At 68.5% G+C, this 19626-nt stretch carries 18 protein-coding genes and 1 riboswitch; of the genes, 6 read left to right on the top strand and 12 right to left on the bottom strand.

Annotation, left to right across the window (positions count from 1 at the left end):
- Positions 1–2 precede the first annotated feature (2 nt).
- The 12 genes from BOQ54_RS05840 to coxB form a co-directional block, all read right to left on the bottom strand.
- Positions 3–2876, bottom strand: a complete 2874-nt coding sequence (locus BOQ54_RS05840; RefSeq protein WP_071924406.1) for an EAL domain-containing protein — start codon at positions 2874–2876, stop codon at positions 3–5.
- 172 nt (positions 2877–3048) lie between these two features.
- Positions 3049–3636 (bottom strand): GNAT family N-acetyltransferase, encoded by a 588-nt coding sequence (locus BOQ54_RS05835; protein WP_055459237.1) that lies wholly within the window; start codon positions 3634–3636, stop codon positions 3049–3051.
- Positions 3637–3641: 5 nt separating this feature from the next.
- Positions 3642–4934, bottom strand: coding sequence for a M16 family metallopeptidase (locus BOQ54_RS05830; protein WP_071923500.1), 1293 nt, complete (start codon positions 4932–4934; stop codon positions 3642–3644).
- A complete protein-coding gene (thrC, locus tag BOQ54_RS05825; RefSeq protein WP_071923499.1) occupies positions 4931–6346 on the bottom strand; it encodes a threonine synthase in 1416 nt (471 codons plus the stop codon). The genes BOQ54_RS05830 and thrC overlap by 4 nt, the downstream gene beginning before the upstream one ends.
- Before the next feature lie 152 nt (positions 6347–6498).
- Positions 6499–7242 carry an SURF1 family protein gene (locus BOQ54_RS05820; protein WP_071923498.1) on the bottom strand — a complete coding sequence of 248 codons (744 nt, stop codon included), beginning with the start codon at positions 7240–7242 and terminating at the stop codon, positions 6499–6501.
- On the bottom strand, positions 7239–7613 hold the full coding sequence (locus BOQ54_RS05815; protein ID WP_063189531.1) for a DUF983 domain-containing protein: 375 nt from the start codon (positions 7611–7613) through the stop codon (positions 7239–7241). Before BOQ54_RS05815 ends, BOQ54_RS05820 begins: the two co-directional genes overlap by 4 nt.
- A 114-nt stretch (positions 7614–7727) precedes the next feature.
- Positions 7728–8582 (bottom strand): cytochrome c oxidase subunit 3, encoded by an 855-nt coding sequence (locus BOQ54_RS05810; protein ID WP_055459242.1) that lies wholly within the window; start codon positions 8580–8582, stop codon positions 7728–7730.
- A 52-nt stretch (positions 8583–8634) separates the two neighbouring features.
- Positions 8635–9234: a cytochrome c oxidase assembly protein gene (locus tag BOQ54_RS05805; protein ID WP_055459243.1), complete on the bottom strand. Its 600-nt coding sequence runs from the start codon at positions 9232–9234 to the stop codon at positions 8635–8637.
- 10 nt (positions 9235–9244) lie between these two features.
- Positions 9245–9439, bottom strand: a complete 195-nt coding sequence (locus BOQ54_RS05800) for a hypothetical protein (protein WP_055459383.1) — start codon at positions 9437–9439, stop codon at positions 9245–9247.
- Entirely contained in the window at positions 9439–10413 is a 975-nt protein-coding gene (locus BOQ54_RS05795; protein ID WP_063189529.1) for a heme o synthase, read from the bottom strand. The genes BOQ54_RS05800 and BOQ54_RS05795 overlap by 1 nt, the downstream gene beginning before the upstream one ends.
- Before the next feature lie 140 nt (positions 10414–10553).
- Positions 10554–12188, bottom strand: coding sequence for a cytochrome c oxidase subunit I (gene ctaD, locus BOQ54_RS05790; RefSeq protein WP_071923497.1), 1635 nt, complete (start codon positions 12186–12188; stop codon positions 10554–10556).
- Between the two features lie 68 nt (positions 12189–12256).
- Positions 12257–13084 carry a cytochrome c oxidase subunit II gene (gene coxB / locus BOQ54_RS05785; protein WP_063189833.1) on the bottom strand — a complete coding sequence of 276 codons (828 nt, stop codon included), beginning with the start codon at positions 13082–13084 and terminating at the stop codon, positions 12257–12259.
- 438 nt (positions 13085–13522) lie between these two features.
- Between coxB and BOQ54_RS05780 the strand changes: the two genes are divergently transcribed.
- The 6 genes from BOQ54_RS05780 to gcvPB all read left to right on the top strand — a co-directional run bounded on the left by BOQ54_RS05780 (position 13523) and on the right by gcvPB (position 19528).
- Positions 13523–14050: an invasion associated locus B family protein gene (locus tag BOQ54_RS05780; RefSeq protein ID WP_063189525.1), complete on the top strand. Its 528-nt coding sequence runs from the start codon at positions 13523–13525 to the stop codon at positions 14048–14050.
- A gap of 46 nt (positions 14051–14096) precedes the next feature.
- Positions 14097–14690, top strand: a complete 594-nt coding sequence (locus BOQ54_RS05775; protein ID WP_055459247.1) for a hypothetical protein — start codon at positions 14097–14099, stop codon at positions 14688–14690.
- Between the two features lie 91 nt (positions 14691–14781).
- A riboswitch (glycine riboswitch) is annotated at positions 14782–14881 on the top strand.
- A gap of 148 nt (positions 14882–15029) precedes the next feature.
- Positions 15030–16166, top strand: coding sequence for a glycine cleavage system aminomethyltransferase GcvT (gene gcvT / locus BOQ54_RS05770; RefSeq protein ID WP_055459248.1), 1137 nt, complete (start codon positions 15030–15032; stop codon positions 16164–16166).
- 49 nt (positions 16167–16215) lie between these two features.
- Positions 16216–16590 (top strand): glycine cleavage system protein GcvH, encoded by a 375-nt coding sequence (gene gcvH, locus BOQ54_RS05765; protein WP_055459249.1) that lies wholly within the window; start codon positions 16216–16218, stop codon positions 16588–16590.
- A gap of 29 nt (positions 16591–16619) precedes the next feature.
- The gene (gene gcvPA, locus BOQ54_RS05760) at positions 16620–17960 is read left to right on the top strand and encodes an aminomethyl-transferring glycine dehydrogenase subunit GcvPA (protein WP_071923496.1); all 1341 of its coding nucleotides are present in this window, start codon (positions 16620–16622) and stop codon (positions 17958–17960) included.
- Complete coding sequence (gcvPB, locus tag BOQ54_RS05755; RefSeq protein WP_071923495.1) at positions 17960–19528, top strand: aminomethyl-transferring glycine dehydrogenase subunit GcvPB; 1569 nt, start codon at positions 17960–17962, stop codon at positions 19526–19528. The genes gcvPA and gcvPB overlap by 1 nt, the downstream gene beginning before the upstream one ends.
- Positions 19529–19626: the final 98 nt, after the last annotated feature.

The raw sequence follows: 19626 nt of genomic DNA, 5'->3' as shown, positions 1-19626 counted from the left end.
AATTACGCCGCCTCGTGCGCCGCGCCGACAAGCTTGCGCGCCTCGAGCGCGCTCATCGGCTCGCCGAAGGCATAGCCCTGGGCGTATTCGCAGCCGAGCTGCAGCAGCGCCACGGCATCCGATTCGTCCTCCACCCCCTCGGCGACGACGTCCATGCCGAGGTCGTGCGCCAGGGTGACGATGGAGCGCAGGATGACCGGACGCCCGCCGTTCGCCATCTGCCGCACGAAGGACTGGTCGATCTTGATGGTGTCGAAGGGGAAGCGCTGCAGGTAGGACAGCGCGGAATAGCCGGTGCCGAAATCGTCGAGCGACAGACCTGCCCCGAGGTCGCGGATGCGCGCCAGCATCTGCGCCGCATATTCCGGGTTCTCCATCACGAGGCTCTCCGTCAGCTCCAGCTTGAGCGAGCCCGGTTGGACGGCGAAGCGGGCGAGTACGGTCTTGACGTCGTGCAGGAGGTCGTGCCGCAGGAGCTGGCGGCTCGAGATGTTGACGCTGGCGAAGATCGGCGGCTCGACATCGAGCGCCCGCTGCCAGGCGGCGAGCTCGCGCGCCGTGCGCTCCAGCGCGAAGAGGCCGAGGTCGACGATGAGCCCCGTCTCCTCGGCGATGGGGATGAAATCGTGTGGCCCGAGACGACCGTGGCGCGGATGGTCCCAGCGCAAGAGGGCCTCGAAGCCGGCCACCGTCCGATCGTCCAGCCGCACGATGGGCTGGAAGAAGACCTTCATCTCGCCGCGGTCGAGCGCCCGGCGCAGGTCGCTCTCGATGGTGAGCTTGTCGGAACGCTCGGCGCGCATCGTCGGTCGGAACACCTCGATGCGATCCCCGCCCTGCTTCTTGGCGTGGATCATGGCGATCTCGGCATTCTTCAGCATCTCCTCGCCGCGCGCCTCGGCCTGCGGATCGTGCAGGGCGATGCCGATGGAGGCGGTGAGGAAGATCTCGCGCTCGGCGAAGGTCACGGGCGTCGTGACCGCCCGGCGGATCATGCCGGCAAACGAGATGATGCGATCGGGCTCGCGCTCGGAGACGAGGATGATGGCGAGCTCGTCGCCGGAGATGCGGGCGAGCGTGTCCTGCGGGCGCAGAAGGCGCCCGAGTCGCCGCGAGATGGTGAGCAGGATGGAATCGCCGGCCGAGAGGCCGACCGATTCGTTGACCTGCTTGAAGCGGTCGAGGTCGACGACAATCACCGTCGGACGGATGCTGTCGTCGCCCTGGGCATAGACGAGCGCCGCCTCGAGCCGGTCGTAGAACAATTCGCGATTGGGCAGGCCGGTGAGATTGTCGTGCACGGCATCGTGCAGCAGCCGCTCCTCGGCCGTGCGCGCATCCGTCACGTCCGCCAGGGTGCCGACGACGCGGATGACCTCGCCGTCGGAGCCGACGACGGGCCGCGCCTTGAGGTTGAACCAGTGGTACTGGCCGCTCGCCGAGCGCAGGCGGAAATCCTGCACCACCCGGCCGCGCCGCTGCTCCAGCACCGCATCGAGGGTGGCGCGATAACGGTCGCGGTCGAAGGCGTGCATCACGTCGAGCCAGGCGGACGCCGGGCCTTCGAGGGACCCGCGCTTCAGTCCCAGCTGAAGCTCGACCTCCGGGCTGACATAGATCTTGTCGGCCATCACGTCCCAATCGAAGACGATGTCGCCGGCCCCGGCGAGCGCCAGTGCCTTGCGCTCCGTGTCGCTGACGAGGCCCTGCGCGATGGCGCCGCCCGAGAAGGCGTGCTGCATCACCGTGAAGCCGATGAGCATGACGATGAGCACCAGCCCGCCGATGAGCGCCGGCGGCACGAGGTCGCGCGAGATCTGGCCGAGCACGGTGAAGGCCGCCGCCGTCACCCAGACCAGCAGCAGCAGCCAGGTGGGGATGAGCATCACCGCCCGGTCGTAGCGGTGGCTGGCGAGATGGATGACGAGCGCGAAACCGATGGCCGCCACCGCCGCGATGGAAATGCGCGCAACGCCGGCCGCGACCGGCGCATCGAAGACGGCGAGCCCCACGAGCGCGGCGAGGAAGACGAGCCAGCCGGCCGTCACGTGGCTGTAGCGCACGTGCCAGCGGTTGAGGTTGAGATAAGCGAAGAGGAAGACGAGCAGCGTCGCGGCGAGCACGGCCTCCGCCGCCGCGCGATAGATGCGGTCCGCCGAGGAGGTCGCCGGGAAGATCTGCTGCAGGAAGCCGAAATCGATGCAGGCATAGGCGAGCACCGCCCAGGCGAGCGCCGCCGCCGCGGGGAAGATCACCGCCCCCTTCACCACGAAGACGATGGTGAGGAACAGGGCGAGTAGCCCCGCGATGCCGATGATGATGCCCTTGTAGAGGGTGAGGCCGTTGATCTTCTTCTTGTAGGCCTCCGGCTCCCACAGATAGAGCTGCGGCAGGTTCGGTGTGCGCAGCTCGGCGACGAAGGTGACGGTCGTGCCGGGGTCGAGCGTCAGCGTGAAGATGTCGGCGTCGGAGCTCTCCTCGCGCTCGGGACGGATGCCTTGGCTTGCCGTGATGGCGGTGATGCGGGAGGCGCCGAGATCGGGCCAGATGACACCGGAGCCGACGAGGCGGTAGTGAGGTGCGACGAGCAGCCGGTCGATCTGCTCGTCCGTGTCGTTGGTGAGCGCAAAGACCATCCAGTCCGGCCGCGTGCCGCCGTCGCGCGCCTTCACCGCGATGCGGCGGACGATGCCGTCCGGCCCCGGCGCGATGGGGATCTGGATAAGATCGCCTTCCGACTTGTAGAATTCGACCGCGGGCATCAGGTCGATGGCCTGGGCATCGAGCGTGACGCGCACCGACTCCACCGCCCCCGCCGGCACCGCCAGGGCGGCAAGGGCGACGAGGGCCGACAGGAGAAGCGTCAGTCTACGCAGGAAATGCAACGCAGGTATCTCGCGGATGAGCGCATCGGAAGGCCGCCCAGTCGTATCGGGCCGGCCGGACGAGGGCAAGAGGCGCGGCACGAGGCGAGACAGGCCTCGCGGGGCCGCCCCCTGCAAGGCGGCGCCCCGACGCCGCCCGCCCTCCGGCCGGCCTCTGTCGCACTCACGAGACGATATCATCACTCAACAGGGCATAGAGGAGATGGTCCTGCCACGTGCCCGCAATGCACAGGTAGCGGCGGGCGTAGCCTTCACGGCTGAATCCGACCTTTTCGAGGAGACGGATGGAGGCCGTGTTGGACGGCAGGCAGGCCGCCTCCACACGGCGCAGGGCGAGATTGCGGAAGGCGAAGCCGACGGCGGCCCGCACCGCTCGCGTCATGTGCCCCTGGCCGGCATGGCGCTCGCCGATCCAGTAGCCGAGCGTGCAGGTCTGGGCGACGCCGCGCCGCACGAAGCCGAGCGTCAGCCCCCCCAACAGAACGTCGTCGGCCTGTCGGAAGATGAGGAAGGGATAGGCCGTATCGCTGGCAATCTCCTGGGCGTAGCGACGCACCCGGCGGCGGAAGGCGCTGCGCGTCAGGTCGTCGGCCGGCCACAGCGGCTCCCATGGCTCGAGGAAGCGGCGGCTTTCCGCCCTCAGGGTGGCCCACTGGGAAAAATCGGCCATCTGCGGTGCCCTGAGGTACAGCCCGTCGCCACGTACGGCCGGCAGGGCCTCGTTGTGGGGCGTGAAGCGGAACAGCACCATAGCGTTCACTTTCCGGCGAGCATCGCCTGAACGGCGGCAGACGCCGGCAGATCCGCGACCGGCCCGAGCCCCACGACGACGGGATGGCATTCTAGCAGGCTGCGACCGGCGGCACGTATGTCATCAACCGTCAGGGCGTCGAGCCGGGCGACGACTTCCTCGCGCGGGACGATGCGCCTGAAGGCCAGCATCTGCCGTGCCAATTGATCCGCCCGGCCCATGGCCGATTCGCTCGTCGTGAGCAGCGCCACCTTCATCTGCGCCCGCGCGCGGGCAAGTTCCTCCGGCGTTGCGGCGAGCGCTGCATCGCGCAGGCAGGCGAGCGCCACCGGCACGAGCTCGGCGACATCCTCCGGCGCCGTGCCGGCCGCAAGGCCGAAGACACCCGTGTCCAGGAAGGGCCAGTGAAAGGCATCGACCGCATAGGCGAGGCCGCGCTCCTCGCGCACCTCCTGGAAGAGACGCGAGGACATGCCCCCGCCGAGCAGATTGGCGAAGACCTGCAGGGCATAATGTCCGTCGTCGCCAAGCGCCCTGCCCGGCCAGCCGAGCATGAGCTGCACCTGCTCAATGGCGCGCTCGACCCGCAAGTCGCCGGGCGTGAAGCGGGCCGGTTCCGTCACGGAGCCCAGGCCGCCGCTGATGCCGGCAAAATGCCGCTCGACACCCGCGACGAGGCGAGCATGGTCAACGCTCCCCGCCGCGGCGACGACCATGCGGGAGGCGCGATATTCCCGCGCAAGATAGCCGACGAGCCGTTCGCGGGTGAAGCCGCGCACGCTCTCGGCGGTACCAAGGATGGGACGACCGAGCGGCTGGCCGGAGAACGCACAGCTCATGAACAGGTCGTTGACGAGATCCTCCGGCGTGTCCTCGACGGCGCTGATCTCCTGCAGGATCACCGACTTCTCGCGGGCGATCTCTTCGGGCGCAAAGCGAGAGCGGGTCAGGATGTCGGCGAGAATGTCGAGCGCAAGATCAAGGTCCTCCGGCAAGAGGCGGACAGTGTAAGAGGTGTGCTCGATGCCTGTCTCGGCATTGAAATCGCCGCCCGCCGCCTCGACGGCCTCGGCGATGGTGCGGGCCGAGCGTCTCTCGGTGCCCTTGAAGGCCATGTGCTCGATGAAATGCGAGAGGCCATGCTCCTGCGGCCGCTCGTTGCGCGCTCCCACGCCGACCCACACGCCGACCGCTACCGTGGCGACGTGCGGCATGCGCTCGCTCACCACTGTCAGGCCGCTGGCAAGCGTCGAAACCCCCAGTGTGTTCTCCCCGGCCGCTGCGGCGGCTGCCTTCATGCGGCGGCTCCCCGCGCGGCGCGGGCCCGCGCACGCACGAATGTCTCGACGGCGGCGATGTCGTTGGCGACCACGTCGAACCGCTCCGGCCGACTGTAGAGGTCGGCCAGACGGGGCGGCAGCGGCGGGCGCACGCCGCTCGCAGCCTCGACCGCATCCGGGAACTTGGCCGGGTGCGCCGTCGCCAGAACGACCATCGGCGTCCCGGCATCCTCCTTCAACGCCCGCCGGGCCGCCACCATGCCGACGGCGGTATGCGGATCGAGGAGATAGCCGGCCTCGAGCCATGTCGTGCCGATCTCGGCCGCGACCTCGGCCTCGTCCGCCCGCCCGGCAAAGAAATCGCGGCGGATCGCGGCGAGCAGCGGCTCTTCGACGGTAAAGGCACCAGACTGGGCGAGCGCCGTCATCATGCGCCGGACAGCGGCAACATCGCGCCCGCCGGCCTCGAACAGCAGGCGCTCGAAATTCGATGACACCTGGATGTCCATCGACGGAGAGGTGGTGGCCGCCACCTCGGCGGTCTCGTAGCGGCCGGTGGCGAAGGTGCGCACGAGGATGTCGTTGACGTTGGTGGCGACACCGAGCCGACCCACCGGCAGGCCCATCCGCTTCGCCACATAGCCGGCGAGGATATCGCCGAAATTGCCCGTCGGCACGGTGAAGGAGACGGGCCGGTGCGGCGCGCCGAGCGAGACGGCGGCGGTGAAGTAATAGACCACCTGCGCCGCGATGCGGGCCCAGTTGATGGAATTGACGCCGGACAGCGCCAGTTCGTCGCGGAAACGGTGATTGTTGAACAGGCCCTTGAGGATGCCCTGACAGTCGTCGAACGTGCCCTCGAGCGCGATGGCGTGCACGTTGGGCGAGGCGACGGTGGTCATCTGGCGGCGCTGCACTTCCGACACCCGCCCGTGCGGATAGAGGATGAAGACGTCGACCTGGTCGAGCCCGGCGAAGGCCTCGATGGCCGCCGAGCCGGTGTCGCCGGAGGTCGCCCCGACGATGGTCGCCCGGGCGCCACGCTGCTTCAGCACGTGGTCCATGAGCCGCGCGAGCAGCTGCATGGCGACGTCCTTGAAGGCGAGCGTCGGCCCGTGGAACAGCTCGAGCACGAAGAGATTGTCGCCCACCTGGTTCAGCGGGCACACCGCCGGATGGCGGAAGGTGGCATAGGCCTCGGCGATCATCGCCGAAAGGGCATCGGCCGGCACGTCGCCATCGACGAGGGCGCCGACGATCTCGTTCGCCGCGGCGGCATAGGACCTGCCGGCCAAGGCGGCGATCGCCTCGCGCGTCAGCTGCGGCCAGGTCTCGGGCACATAGAGCCCGCCATCCCGGGCAAGGCCCGCCAGAAGCGCTTCGTTGAAGGCAATCGCGGGCGCCTCCCCGCGGGTCGAGACGTGCAGCACCGAACCTATCTCCTCATGGGACGGCGGACAGTAAGCCCCGAAGGATGGCGAGACAAGGACGACGCTTGCGGGGCTGGAACCGGGCAGTCCTTCTCCCCTCCCCCTTGCGGGGAGGGGAATGCCGCGCACTCTCCGCACGTCCCGCCTTAGCTCTACGTCCCCTTCAGCCGCTTTGTGGCGAAAACGGCGAAGACGCCGAGAAGCCCGATGGCCAGACCGAGCCATGTCAGGGCATATTCGAGGTGGTTGTTGGGGAAGCTCACGCGCGTCAGCCCGCCGCGCGGCAGGCCGCCGGGATTGGATGCCCCGTCCGCCTCGACGATGAAGGGAGCGACGCGCGCGAGGCCGAAGGCGGCGGCGATCGCGGCCGGATCGCGCGTGAACCACTCGCCCTTGGCCGGGTCGTCGGCGGGCAGGAACCAGCCCCGCTCCTGCGGCGCGCGCATGACGCCGCTCACCACCACCTCGCCCTCGACCTGGCCGGGGGCGCGGGTCGCCGGATCGCGGTTCTCGAGGGGCACGAAGCCGCGGTTCACCACGACGATCGAGCCGTCCGGGCGGGCGAGCGGGGTGAGCACGTAGTAGCCGGCGAAAACGCGGCCGCGCTCGTCGCGCGGGGTGTTGCCGTGGACGAGCACCTCCCTGTCGTGCAGGAAGCGGCCCTCCACCGTGACGCGGCGGTATTCGTCCTCGTCCGCCCGCCAGGCCGGCCAGTCCGCCTCCGGCGGGACAGGGACCGGCGCCGCATCGATGCGGGCCTCGATGCGGGCGAGCAGCGCCTCCTTCCAGCCCATGCGCGAGAACTGCCACGCGCTCAGCGACAGGAGCACCGCGAGCACGAGGAGCGTCAGGACACCGGGAAGGATGAGGCCGCGCCAGCGTGCCGCCACGATCATTTCTCCAGCCGGCCCTCCTCGGCCTTGTGATGATACTGCAGGGCGATGAGCACGCCCTTGAGCGGGCGCAGCATGCCGAGGCAGACGACGAGCGCCAGTGGCAGCGACACGACGAGATGGACCCAGAACGGCGGCTCGTAGGCGAGTTCCAGCCACAGCGCGAAGCCGCAGACGATGAAGCCGCCGACGAGCATCACGAAGACGGCTGGCCCGTCCGCCGAATCGGCGAAGGAAAAGTCGAGCCCGCAGGCGTTGCACTTCGGCGCGACTGTGAGGAAGCCACTGAACATGCGCCCCTGCCCGCACCGGGGGCAACGACCGGCAAGGCCCGTCGGGACGGGCGACTGCGGCGCGTGGTCTTCGTGGGCCATGTCTCATCCTCCATGATCCGCGCCTTTCGGCGCGCAGACGCCCTTCTAACGTAAAAGGGGCGGCTGCGGCCGCCCCTTGGTGTCGCATCACCGGCTGCGTGCACCGCCGGCGGGTCAGTGGGCCGCAGGCGTACCCGCACCCCAGACGTAGATGGCGGCGAAGAGGAAAAGCCATACCACGTCGACGAAGTGCCAGTACCAGGCGGCGAATTCGAAGCCCAGATGCTGCTTCGGCGTGAAATGGCCGAGGTAGACGCGCAGCAGGCAGACACCAAGGAAGATGGTGCCGACGATGACGTGGAAGCCGTGGAAGCCGGTCGCCATGAAGAAGGTGGCGCCGTAGATGTTGCCCGAGAAGTCGAACGCGGCGTGCGAATACTCGTAGGCCTGCACGATCGAGAAGAGCACGCCGAGGGCCACCGTCAGCCACAGGGCCTGCTTCACGCCGGCGCGGTCGTTGTGCAGCAGTGCATGGTGCGCCCAGGTCACCGTCGTGCCCGAGGTGAGCAGGATCAGTGTGTTGAGCAGCGGCAGGTGCCAGGGATCGAACGTCTCGATGCCCTGCGGCGGCCAGTGCCCGCCGGTGAACTCCGCACGCTGGAACTGGATGGCCTCGCCGGGAAACAGGCTGACGTCGAAATAGGCCCAGAACCAAGCGTAGAAGAACATCACCTCCGAGGCGATGAACAGCAGCATGCCGTAGCGGTGGTGCAGCTGCACGACGCGGGTGTGGTCGCCCCGCTCCGCCTCGCGCACCACGTCGGTCCACCAGCTGAGCATGGTGTAGAGCACGCCGATGAGGCCGGCGCCGAAGACGTAGGGCCCCGCCTTGAGGCCTGCCATCGACAGGTCCTTCATCAGCATGATGGCGCCGCAGGCCATAACGAAGGCGCTGACCGAACCGAGGAGCGGCCAGGGACTCGGATCGACGAGATGGTAGTCGTGATTCTTGGCGTGAGCTTCGGCCATTTGTGTTGTCTCCGGGTCCCTCGGTCCTTGCTCGCGTGGGCAGGTTAAGCGTTCAGAGGCTTGGCTTGTCCACCGCCTGGCTGGCCGCCGTCACCGGCGCGCCACCCTTGGCGGGAAAGACGGTGTAGGAGAGCGTGAGCGTGCGGATGTCCGCGATGTCACGCTCGTTGACGATATCGGGATCGACATAGAAGACGACGGGCGCTTCCACGGTCTCACCCGGCTGAAGCGTCTGCTCGGTGAAGCAGAAGCACTGGATCTTGTTGAAATAGGCCCCGGCCAGTTCCGGCTGGACGTTGAAGGTGGCGATGCCGGTGGTCGGACGGTCGCTCGTGTTGGTGAACTTGTACATCACCGTCTTCGTCTCGCCGAGCTTGACGGTGACCTCGCGCGCCTCGGGCGTGAAGCGCCAGGAGATGCCCGGCGCGACATTCGAATCGAAGCGCACCGTGACCTCCCGCTCGGAACGGCGCGCCGACGGCCCGTCACTGATCTGGGGCGTGCCGCCATAGCCGGTGACGCGGCAGAAGAGATCGTAGAGCGGCACGGACGCATAGGCGAGGCCGACCATGCCGACGACGACGCCGGCGCAGATGACGGCCGTGCGGCGCACGGCCGCCTTCACCTTCGGATCCTGTCCGTTGCTGCTCATGCCCCAGCCCTCACATCGGCCTGTTCATGACGTTCTCGCCGAGTCGCGCGATCGTCATCGCGTAGAACAGGATGACGAGCAGCCCGAGAACGACGGCGATCGCGATGTTGCGTCCGCGGCGGCGCCTCGCCTCGTCGGGCGACATCCTCGGCGGGCCCCCTTCCACGGCGCGCTCCTTGTCGTCGGTGCGGTCCTTGTCCCTCATCAGCGCCCCCACCCGGCGAAAAGGCTGCCGAAACCGAGCGCCTGCTCGGCGAGCAGCGTCGCGAAAAGAAGGAAGAGATAGAGGATGGAAAAGGCGAAGAGCTGCTGCGCCGCCTTGACGGCCGCCTCGCCCTCGCGCCGGCGCAGCACGCGCCAGGCGAGCGCCACCATGCCGAGCCCGGTGACGCCGGCGACCGTCGCATAGATCGCGCCGCCGAAGCCAAGCACCACCGGTGCAAGCCCCACCGGGGCGAGCAGCAGCGTGTAGAGCATGATCTGCCGGCGCGTCGCGTCGGGACCGGCGACGTTCGGCATCATGGGCACGCCGGCGCGGGCATAGTCGCCTGCCTTGACGAGGGCGAGCGCCCAGAAGTGCGGCGGCGTCCACAGGAAGATGATGGCGAACAGCACGAGCCCGTCGAGGCTGACGTGGCCGGTCACCGCCGCCTCGCCGATCATGGGCGGGAAGGCCCCGGCCGCACCGCCGATAACGATGTTCTGCGGCGTCGCCCGCTTCAGCCACATCGTGTAGACGACCGCATAGAAGAAGATGGTGAAGGCGAGGAAGGCCGCCGCGAACCAGTTCGAGGCGAGACCGAGCACCAGCACCGAGCCAACCGACAGCGTCATGCCGAAGGCGAGCGCCTCGCCCGGCGCGATGCGGCCCGCCGGGATGGGGCGCCTGGCGGTGCGCGTCATCACCGCATCGATGTCGGCGTCCCACCACATGTTGAGGCAGCCGGAGGCGCCGGCGCCGATGGCGATGGCGAGCAGCGAGGCGAAGCCGAGCACCGGGTTGACGTGACCGGGCGCGATCACCATGCCGACGAGGGCAGTGAAGACGACGAGCGACATAACCCGCGGCTTGAGGAGCGCGATGTAGTCGCCGACGCTGCCTCCGGAGACCGACACCTGCGCCGCACCGGCCGCCTCGCGGCGGCCCGTCTCGGCCAGTCGGTCGCTGATCATCGCCATAACGCCCTACCCGTTCGGTTCGTCACTCAACGGCACCGTCGGTGCCTTCGCTTCTCGGCGAGGGGCCGCCCTGTACGGCCTCCGGCGGAGAAGCGGCGGCCGGGACCTGCCCGGCCGCACGCCTGTTTCATGCCGGACAATCAGTGGCCGGTGCTCGTGATCTTCGGCAGAGTCTCGTACTGATGGAATGGAGGCGGCGAGGACAGCGTCCATTCCAGCGTCGTCGCGCCCGCGCCCCACGGGTTGTCGCCGGCCTGCTGCTTGCGGACGAAGGCGAGCGCCACGCCGTAGAAGAAGATCAGGAGGCCGACGGCGAAGATGTAGGAGCCGATCGAGGAGATCAGGTTCCAGTGGGCATAGGCGTCCGGATAGTCCGCATAGCGGCGCGGCATGCCGGCGAGGCCCGAGAAGTGCATGGGGAAGAACAGGAGGTTCGCGCCGATGAACGACACCCAGAAGTGGAGCTTGCCGATCCAGTCCGGGATCACGTAGCCCGACATCTTCGGGAACCAGTAGTACCAGCCCGCGAAGAGGGCGAAGACCGCGCCGAGCGACAGCACATAGTGGAAATGGGCCACCACATAGTAGGTGTCATGCAGCGCGCGGTCGACGCCGGCGTTGGCAAGAACGACACCCGTCACGCCGCCGACCGTGAACAGGAAGATGAAGCCGATCGCCCAGATCATCGGCGAGGTGAAGCGAATGGAGCCCCCCCACATCGTCGCGATCCAGGAGAAGATCTTCACGCCCGTCGGCACCGCGATGACCATCGTCGCGAAGACGAAGTAGCGCTGCGTGTCGAGCGACAGGCCAGCCGTGTACATGTGGTGCGCCCACACGATGAAGCCGACGACGCCGATCGCCACCATCGCATAGGCCATGCCGAGATATCCGAAGATCGGCTTCTTGGCGAAGGTCGACACGATATGGCTGATGATGCCGAAGGCCGGCAGGATCATGATGTACACTTCGGGGTGGCCGAAGAACCAGAACAGATGCTGGTACAGAATCGGGTCACCGCCGCCGGCCGGATCGAAGAAGGTCGTGCCGAAGTTGCGGTCCGTCAGCAGCATGGTGATGGCGCCCGCCAGCACCGGCAGGGCCAGCAGCAGCAGGAAGGCTGTCACCAGCACGCCCCAGGCGAAGAGCGGCATCTTGTGCAGCGTCATGCCCGGCGCGCGCATGTTGAGGATCGTGGTGATGAAGTTGATGGCGCCGAGAATCGAGGCAGCGCCGGCGAGGTGCAGCGACAGGATGCCGAAATCGAGCGCCGGGCCCGGATGACCCTGCACTGCGAGCGGCGGATAGACCGTCCAGCCGCCGCCGAAGCCCGTCGAGCCGGGCGCCCCCTCCATGAACAGCGATACGATCAGCAGGCAGAAGGCCGCGACCGTGAGCCAGAAGGAGATGTTGTTCATGCGCGGGAAGGCCATGTCCGGCGCGCCGATCATCAGCGGGACGAACCAGTTGCCGAACCCGCCGATGAGCGCCGGCATCACCATGAAGAACACCATGATGAGGCCGTGGCCGGTGACGAAGACGTTGAACGTCTGCGGGTTGGAGAAGAACTGCATGCCCGGCTCCTGGAGCTCGAGCCGCATACCGATGGACAGGGCTCCGCCGACCAGACCCGCAAAGAGCGAGAAGATCAGATAGAGCGTGCCGATGTCCTTGTGGTTTGTTGAATTCATCCAGCGCTGCCAGCCCCGCGGCAGGTCATGGGCATGATCGTGGGCGTGGTCGTGCGCTTGATGGGATGTTGCCGGCGAAGCCATTTGCTCAGCTCCTCGTCAGGCCATTGCTTCTTGTTGTCGGCCGGAATGGGCCGGGACGGTTCGACGGATCACTCGGCCGCGAGAGCGCGGCTCGCCACCGTCACAGGGCGGGCATCGGTTGCGGCGAACCTCTGCCGGGCCTCCACGAGCCAGGCGGCATACTGCTCCTCGCTCACCACGCGGATGGCGATGGGCATGAAGGCGTGGTTCTGCCCGCACAGCTCGGAGCACTGGCCGTAGTACATGCCCTCCTGCTCGGCGCGGAACCAGGTCTCGTTGAGGCGGCCCGGCACGGCGTCGACCTTGATGCCGAAGGACGGCATGGCAAAGGCATGGATGACGTCTGCCGAAGTGACCTGCACCAGCACGTTCTTGTTCACCGGCACGACCACCTCGTTATCGGTGGCGAGCAGCCGCGGCTGGCCCGGCTTCAACTGGTCTTCCGGCACCATGTTGGCGTCGAAGGTGAAGCTCTCGCCCTCGTTGCCGGGATATTCATAGGACCAGTACCAGGCGTGGCCCGTCGCCTTGATGACGACATCGGCCTGCGGCGGCACGAGCTGAAGCTTGAGCAGCCGGAAGGACGGCACGGCGATGACGATGAGGATGAGGACCGGCACCACGGTCCAGACCACCTCGATCAGCGTGTTGTGCGTCGTCTTGGAGGGGGTCGGGTTCGCCTTCTCGTTGAAGCGCACCATCACGTAGATGAGCAGCGCCAGGACGAAGAGCACGACCGCGCCGATGAGCCACAGGAGACCGTTGTGGAACCAGTCGATGTAGCGGGCGACCTCGGTCACCGGCGTCTGGAAGGTCATCTGCCAGGGCGAGGGCTGGCCCGTGCCCGCAAGCGCCGGCTGCGCCAGCGCGGCGGAGGCGAGCGTCAGCGCAAACATGGGCCGAAAACGAAGAAAATCGATCCGCATCGGTCGTCCGGAGCTCCCGTGATCGGCGGGGCGCGGTTCCCGGTCTCTCGCCTCGACGAACCGTCCGCCATCGTTCCGTAGGTACGCAAAACGACAGGCGGCGCTTGGCGCACCCCCTGTCTTTGATCCAGAGCAAAGACCACAACCCGGCGTGCGGCGCAACGGTGTCGTTAAAATCATTCCATGCGGCATAAACGCGCGAGCCACGTTCTCCCCGCATTTTCGCGCCGCTTTCGCCAAAGTGCCCCCGCGCGCCGTCTGTGCAGGTCAGCCGTTCTTGACAGCTGCGGGCAAGGCGTGTTCGGAACATCCTCCAGCGATTATCGCAGGCGCGGCCGCTGGCTGCGCGAATCGTTCGCATGCGGCCGCAATATCCGGCCCGAACCGTTTCGAGAGAAAGCCACGCGAATGTTGCGCCGTTCACCCGCCCCGCGTTTCCTGCCCCGCGCCGCAGCCATGGCCGTCGTGCTCGCGGGCACCCTTCTGGGCGAGCCGGCAGCCCTTGCCCAGGGCGCCGTCAAGGATACGACCGGCCACTGGCAGACGCGCTGCGAGACGCCGCCCGGCGCGCAAAAGGAACAATGTGCCATCGTGCAGAGCGTCGCGGCCGAGGATCGGCCCAACGTGACGCTGGTGGTCATCGTCCTCAAGACAGCCGATGGCCAGAGCCGGCTGCTGCGGGTGGTGGCGCCGCTGGGCGTGCTGCTGCCGGCAGGCCTCGGCCTCAAGATCGACGAGACAGATATCGGCCGGGCCGGGTTCGTGCGCTGCCTCAACACGGGCTGTATCGCCGAGGTGGTGATGGACGACAACCTGCTCGGCCAGTTGCGCGGCGGCAAGACGGCGACCTTCGTCGTCTTCCAGACGCCGGAGGAGGGCATCGGCATCCCGGTGTCGCTCGAAGGCTTCGGCGCCGGCTTCGACAAGCTGCCCTGAACGGGAGCAGCAGCACGGACACATGAATCAAAGACGGGTGGAAGCGATGCGCTCTTCGGTTTTGCTGGTCTCCCTCGCGGGTCTGCTTGCGGCATGCAGTTCAACCTCCGGAGACGGCGGCGCGGCCCAGGGCGGCGGCTCCTCGCTCGGCAATCTCCTGCGCTATGGCAGCACCACCTTGCCAGAGCGGCGCGAAGCCCCGCCGGACGAGGTGATCTGCCCCTATGTCTTCGTGTCGGACGGCGGCGCGGCCGTGCGCGCGGGCGGTGAGAGCAATGCAGGCTTGCGCTACCAGCTCACCATTTCCGAGACCGCGCGCGAGTGCACGGCCTTGCCGGGCGGCGGCATGACCATCAAGGTCGGCGTGCAGGGCCTCGCCCTCCTCGGCCCGGCCGGCGCGCCGGGCACCTTCTCATCCCCCTTCCATGTGACGATTCGCGAAGGCAACCGCGTCTATGCCTCGCGCACGCGCACTGTGTCCGCCACCGTGACGCGCGGCGAGACGCAGGGCGAGTTCCTGTTCGTGGAGGAAGGCTTCACCCTGCCACCCGACGCCACGGGCGACAATGTCATCATCGAGGTCGGCTTCGGCCGCGGCCCGGCCCAGGCGGCCCCGACGCGCGGCGCGCGCCGGCGCTGATCGCCGGAGGCGGAGCACGCCCTGTCGCGGGGCCGCACGGCGCCCGTTGACAGGACGGGCGTCCCGCTTCATGACTGGCAGGTCAACGTCGATGATCCCCGCGGGAGAGTTCGCCGCGTGCTTGGCACGTGCGCGACGCCGAAGGCGCAACCGCCCCGGACACGCTCAGGCCCAAGGACCGCGCGGGAGCTGACACTCTGGAGAGCGGGCCTGCCCAGCGGCAGGCCCCACCGAAGGGGGTAACCCGGCCTTGCCGGGGAAATCTCTCAGGTTCCCGGACAGAGGGGGCGCGAGCGGGCATTTGCCCGATCGCGAACCCTGTCGCGCGAGGAACCGTCGATGGCGTCTTCATCCCCGGGCTCAGGCCCGCTCCGGCATACGCCGCTGCACAGCCGGCACGTGGAACTCGGCGCCCGCATGGTGCCCTTCGCCGGCTATGACATGCCGGTGCAATATGCCAAGGGCATCATCGCCGAGCATCAGCACACGCGCAAAGCTGCCGGGCTGTTCGACGTGTCGCACATGGGCCAGATCGCCCTCGCGGGGCCTGACCATGAAAGCGTCGCGCGCGCCCTCGAGGCCCTCGTGCCGGCCGACATCCTCGGCCTGGCGCCCGGCCAGCAGCGCTACACCCAGCTTCTCAACGACCAGGGCGGCATCATCGACGATCTGATGGTGACGCGGCCGGCCGACGGCGATGGCCGCCTGCTCCTCGTCGTTAACGCCGCCTGCAAGGATGCCGACATCCGCCACATCCGGCACCACCTGCCCGATGGGATACGGCTCGAGGTCTTCGATGACCGTGCCCTGCTCGCCCTGCAGGGCCCGGAGGCCGAGGCCGTGCTTGCCCGCCATGCGCCGGAGGCGGAGAGCCTCGCCTTCATGAGCGCCGCCGCGATGAAGGTGGCGGGCATCGCCTGCCATGTCTCGCGCTCCGGCTATACGGGCGAGGACGGCTACGAGATCTCGGTGCCGGCCGACCGAGCCGGCGCGCTGTGGGACCTGCTCGTCGCCGAGCCCGAGGTCGCGCCCGTCGGGCTCGGCGCGCGCGATTCGCTGCGCCTCGAAGCAGGGCTGTGCCTCTACGGCCATGACATCAACGAGGAGACGTCGCCGGTCGAAGCGGCGCTCGCCTGGTCGATCCAGCGGCGCCGGCGGCAGGAGGGTGGCTTCCCCGGTTCGCACCGCATCATGGAGGAATTGGCGCACGGGCCGCTGCGCAAGCGCGTCGGCCTCCTGCCCGAGGGCCGCATGCCGGCCCGCGAGGGCACCGAGATCAAGGACGCGGCGGGTGAACTCGTCGGCGAGGTGACGTCCGGTGGCTTCGGGCCCACACTCGGCGCCCCCGTCGCCATGGGCTATGTGGCGAGCGACTTCGCGCGCGACGGCACGGCGCTCACCCTCCTCGTCCGCGGCAAGGAGATTCCGGCACGGGTCGTGCCGATGCCCTTCGTGGCGCACCGCTACAAGCGCTGACTTGAGACGTGGCTCGCAGGGGCCGCACCGGCTTTCAGGGAAACGAGACATGACCACCTACTACACGAAGGACCACGAATATATCCGCGTCGAGGGCGACACCGGCACGGTGGGCATTTCCGACTATGCCCAGAGCCAGCTGGGCGATGTGGTCTTCGTCGAGCTGCCCAGTGTCGGCAAGGCGCTGACGAAGGGGGCCGAGGCAGCCGTCGTTGAGAGCGTCAAGGCGGCGAGCGAGGTCTATGCGCCGGTCTCCGGCGAGGTCGTTGCCGTCAACGGTGCCATCGAGGAAACGCCCGCCACCGTCAATGAGGACCCGCTCGGCAACGGCTGGTTCGTCAAGATCAAGCTGAGCGATGCCGGCGAGCTCGACGGGCTGATGACCGAACAGCAGTACGACGACTATCTGAAGTCGATTTCCTGACCCGAAACGGGCGATTGGGACGAAGCCGGATGCGCTATCTACCGCTAACCGACGCCGACCGCCGCGAAATGCTCGCGCGCATCGGCGTCGCCACCGTCGATGAGCTCTTCACCGACATTCCCGAGCGCATGCGCATGGCGGCCCCGGCCGACCTGCCGCGCGCCAAGGGCGAGATGGAGGTGGAGCGCCACCTCGGCGCCATGGCGGCACGCAACGTGTCGGCCTCGTCCGTGCCCTTCTTCATCGGGGCCGGCGCCTACAAGCACCATGTGCCGGCAACGGTGGACCATCTCATCCAGCGCTCGGAATTCCTGACGAGCTACACGCCCTACCAACCGGAGATCGCGCAGGGCACGCTGCAGTATCTCTTCGAGTTCCAGACGCAGGTCGCCATGCTGACCGGCATGGAGGTGGCCAATGCCTCCATGTACGACGGCTCGACCGCCGCGGCAGAAGCCGTGCTGATGGCCCACCGCGTGACGCGGCGGCGCAAGGCCGTGCTCTCCGGCGGCATTCACCCGCATTATGCCGAGGTGATGACGACGCTGTCCGACCTCGCCGGTGACGAGGTGGTGCGCCTCCCGCCGGACGTCACCGCCACCGAGGACCTTCTCGCCGCCATCGACGACAGCGTCTCCTGCGTCGTCGTGCAGACGCCGGACGTCTTCGGCAACCTGCGCGACATCAGGGCCGTCGCCGACAAGGCGCATGCCCACGGCGCGCTCCTCGTCGCCGTCTTCACCGAGGCCGTGTCGCTCGGGCTCGTCGAGGCGCCCGGCGCCATGGGCGCCGACATCGTCGCCGGCGAGGGCCAGTCGATCGGCAACGCCCTGTCCTTCGGCGGGCCCTACGTCGGCCTCTTCGCCACGCGGCAGAAGTTCGTGCGCCAGATGCCGGGCCGCCTCGCCGGCGAGACGGTGGACGCGGACGGGCGGCGCGGCTTCGTGCTGACGCTCTCGACGCGCGAGCAGCACATCCGCCGCGACAAGGCGACGTCGAACATCTGCACCAACTCGGGTCTGTGCTGCCTCGCCTTCACCATCCACATGTCGCTGCTCGGCGAAGCCGGGCTGACGCGCCTGGCCCGCGTCAACCACGCCAATGCGGTGAAGCTCGCCGAGGCGCTCGCCGCCGTGCCGGGCGTGAAGGTGCTCAACGAGACCTTCTTCAACGAGTTCACGCTGCGGCTGCCCAAGCCAGCCGCCGCCGTGGTCGAGGCGATGGCCGACCACCACGTGCTCGCCGGCGTGCCGGTGCCGCGCCTCCTGCCCGGTGCCGGCCTCGACGACCTCCTCCTCGTCGCCTCCACCGAAGTGAACACCGACGCCGACCGGGCCGCCTTCGTCGCCGCCCTTACGGAGGTGCTGTGATGCTGAACCGCCAGGGACGCCCCACCACGCCGGGCGCGGGTGCTGAGAGCGACCACCCGACCTTCACCGGCAACCGCGCCCTCCAGCAGGAGGAGCCGCTGATCTTCGAGTTCGGCCGCACGGACGTGACCGGAGTCGATCTCGAGGAACCGGCGCCCGTGGCCGACCGCCTCGGCGGCCTCGCCCGAAAGGAGGCCATCGGCCTGCCCGGCCTCTCCGAGCCGGAGGCGATGCGCCACTACGTGCGCCTGTCGCAGAAGAACTACGGCATCGACACCGGTCTCTTCCCGCTCGGCTCGTGCACCATGAAGCACAATCCGCGCCTCAACGAGCGGATGGCGCGGCTGCCGGGCTTTGCCGACATCCACCCGCTGCAGCCAGCCTCCACCGTGCAGGGGGCGCTGGCGCTCATGGATGAACTCGCCCACTGGCTCAAGGAACTGACCGGCATGCCGGCCGTGACGCTGTCGCCCAAGGCCGGCGCGCATGGCGAACTCGCCGGCATGGCGGCGATCAAGGCGGCCATCGCGGCCCGGGGCGAGACGGCCACGCGCAAGGTCGTGCTGGTGCCCGATTCGGCCCACGGCACCAATCCCGCCACCGCCGCGCTCATCGGCTTCACGGTGAAGGCGGTGCCGGCGCGAGAGGACGGCACGGTCGATCCGGCCGAGGTGGCGAAGCTCGCGGGGCCCGACACCGCCGCCATCATGCTGACGAACCCGAACACCTGCGGGCTCTTCGAGCGCGACGTCGTCGAGATCGCTCGCGTCATCCACGAGGCGGGCGGCTATTTCTACTGCGACGGGGCGAACTTCAACGCCATCGTCGGCAAGGCGCGGCCCGGCGACCTCGGCGTCGATGCCATGCACATCAACCTGCACAAGACCTTCTCGACGCCGCACGGCGGCGGCGGGCCGGGCGCGGGGCCGGTGGTGCTGTCGGACCGGCTCGCGGCCTTCGCCCCCCTGCCCTATGTGAGGCTCGACGACGGGCGCTTCTCGCTCGTCGAGCACGCGGCGGCGTCGGACCAGTCACCGCTCGGGCGGCTCACGGCCTTCCACGGCCAGATGGGCATGTTCGTGCGCGCGCTCGCCTTCATGCTCTCGCACGGGGCGGACGGGCTGAAGCAGGCCTCGGAAGATGCGGTGCTCAACGCCAACTATGTGCGCGCATGCCTCGCGGACCTGATGTCGCTGCCCTTCGGCAATCGGGCCTGCATGCACGAGGTGCTGTTCGACGACGCCTGGCTCAAGGGCACGGGTGTCACGACGCTCGACTTCGCCAAGGCGATGATCGACGAGGGCTACCACCCGATGACGGTCTATTTCCCGCTCGTCGTGCACGGGGCCATGCTGATCGAGCCGACGGAGAGCGAATCGAAGGCCTCCCTCGACCTCTTCATCGCCACGCTGCGCGACCTCGCCTTCGCCGTGCGCGACGGGGACACGGCACGCTTCACCGGGGCCCCCTATCACGCCCCGCGCCGGCGCCTCGACGAGACCCGTGCGGCGCGCCAGCCGGTGCTGCGCTGGACGGCGCCCGCGCCGGTCGCGGAAGCGGCGGAGTAGGCCGTCGGCGGCCTGTCACCTCGCCCCTGAGCCGGGCGTCTTCTCCCCTCCCCCTTGCGGGGAGGGGCGAGGGGGCAGGGTCGTGACGCAGAACACGG

The organism is Chelatococcus daeguensis (assembly GCF_001887265.1).
Taxonomy (GTDB): Bacteria; Pseudomonadota; Alphaproteobacteria; order Rhizobiales; family Beijerinckiaceae; genus Chelatococcus_A; species Chelatococcus_A sambhunathii.
This window is presented reverse-complemented; position numbering and strand designations above follow the sequence as displayed.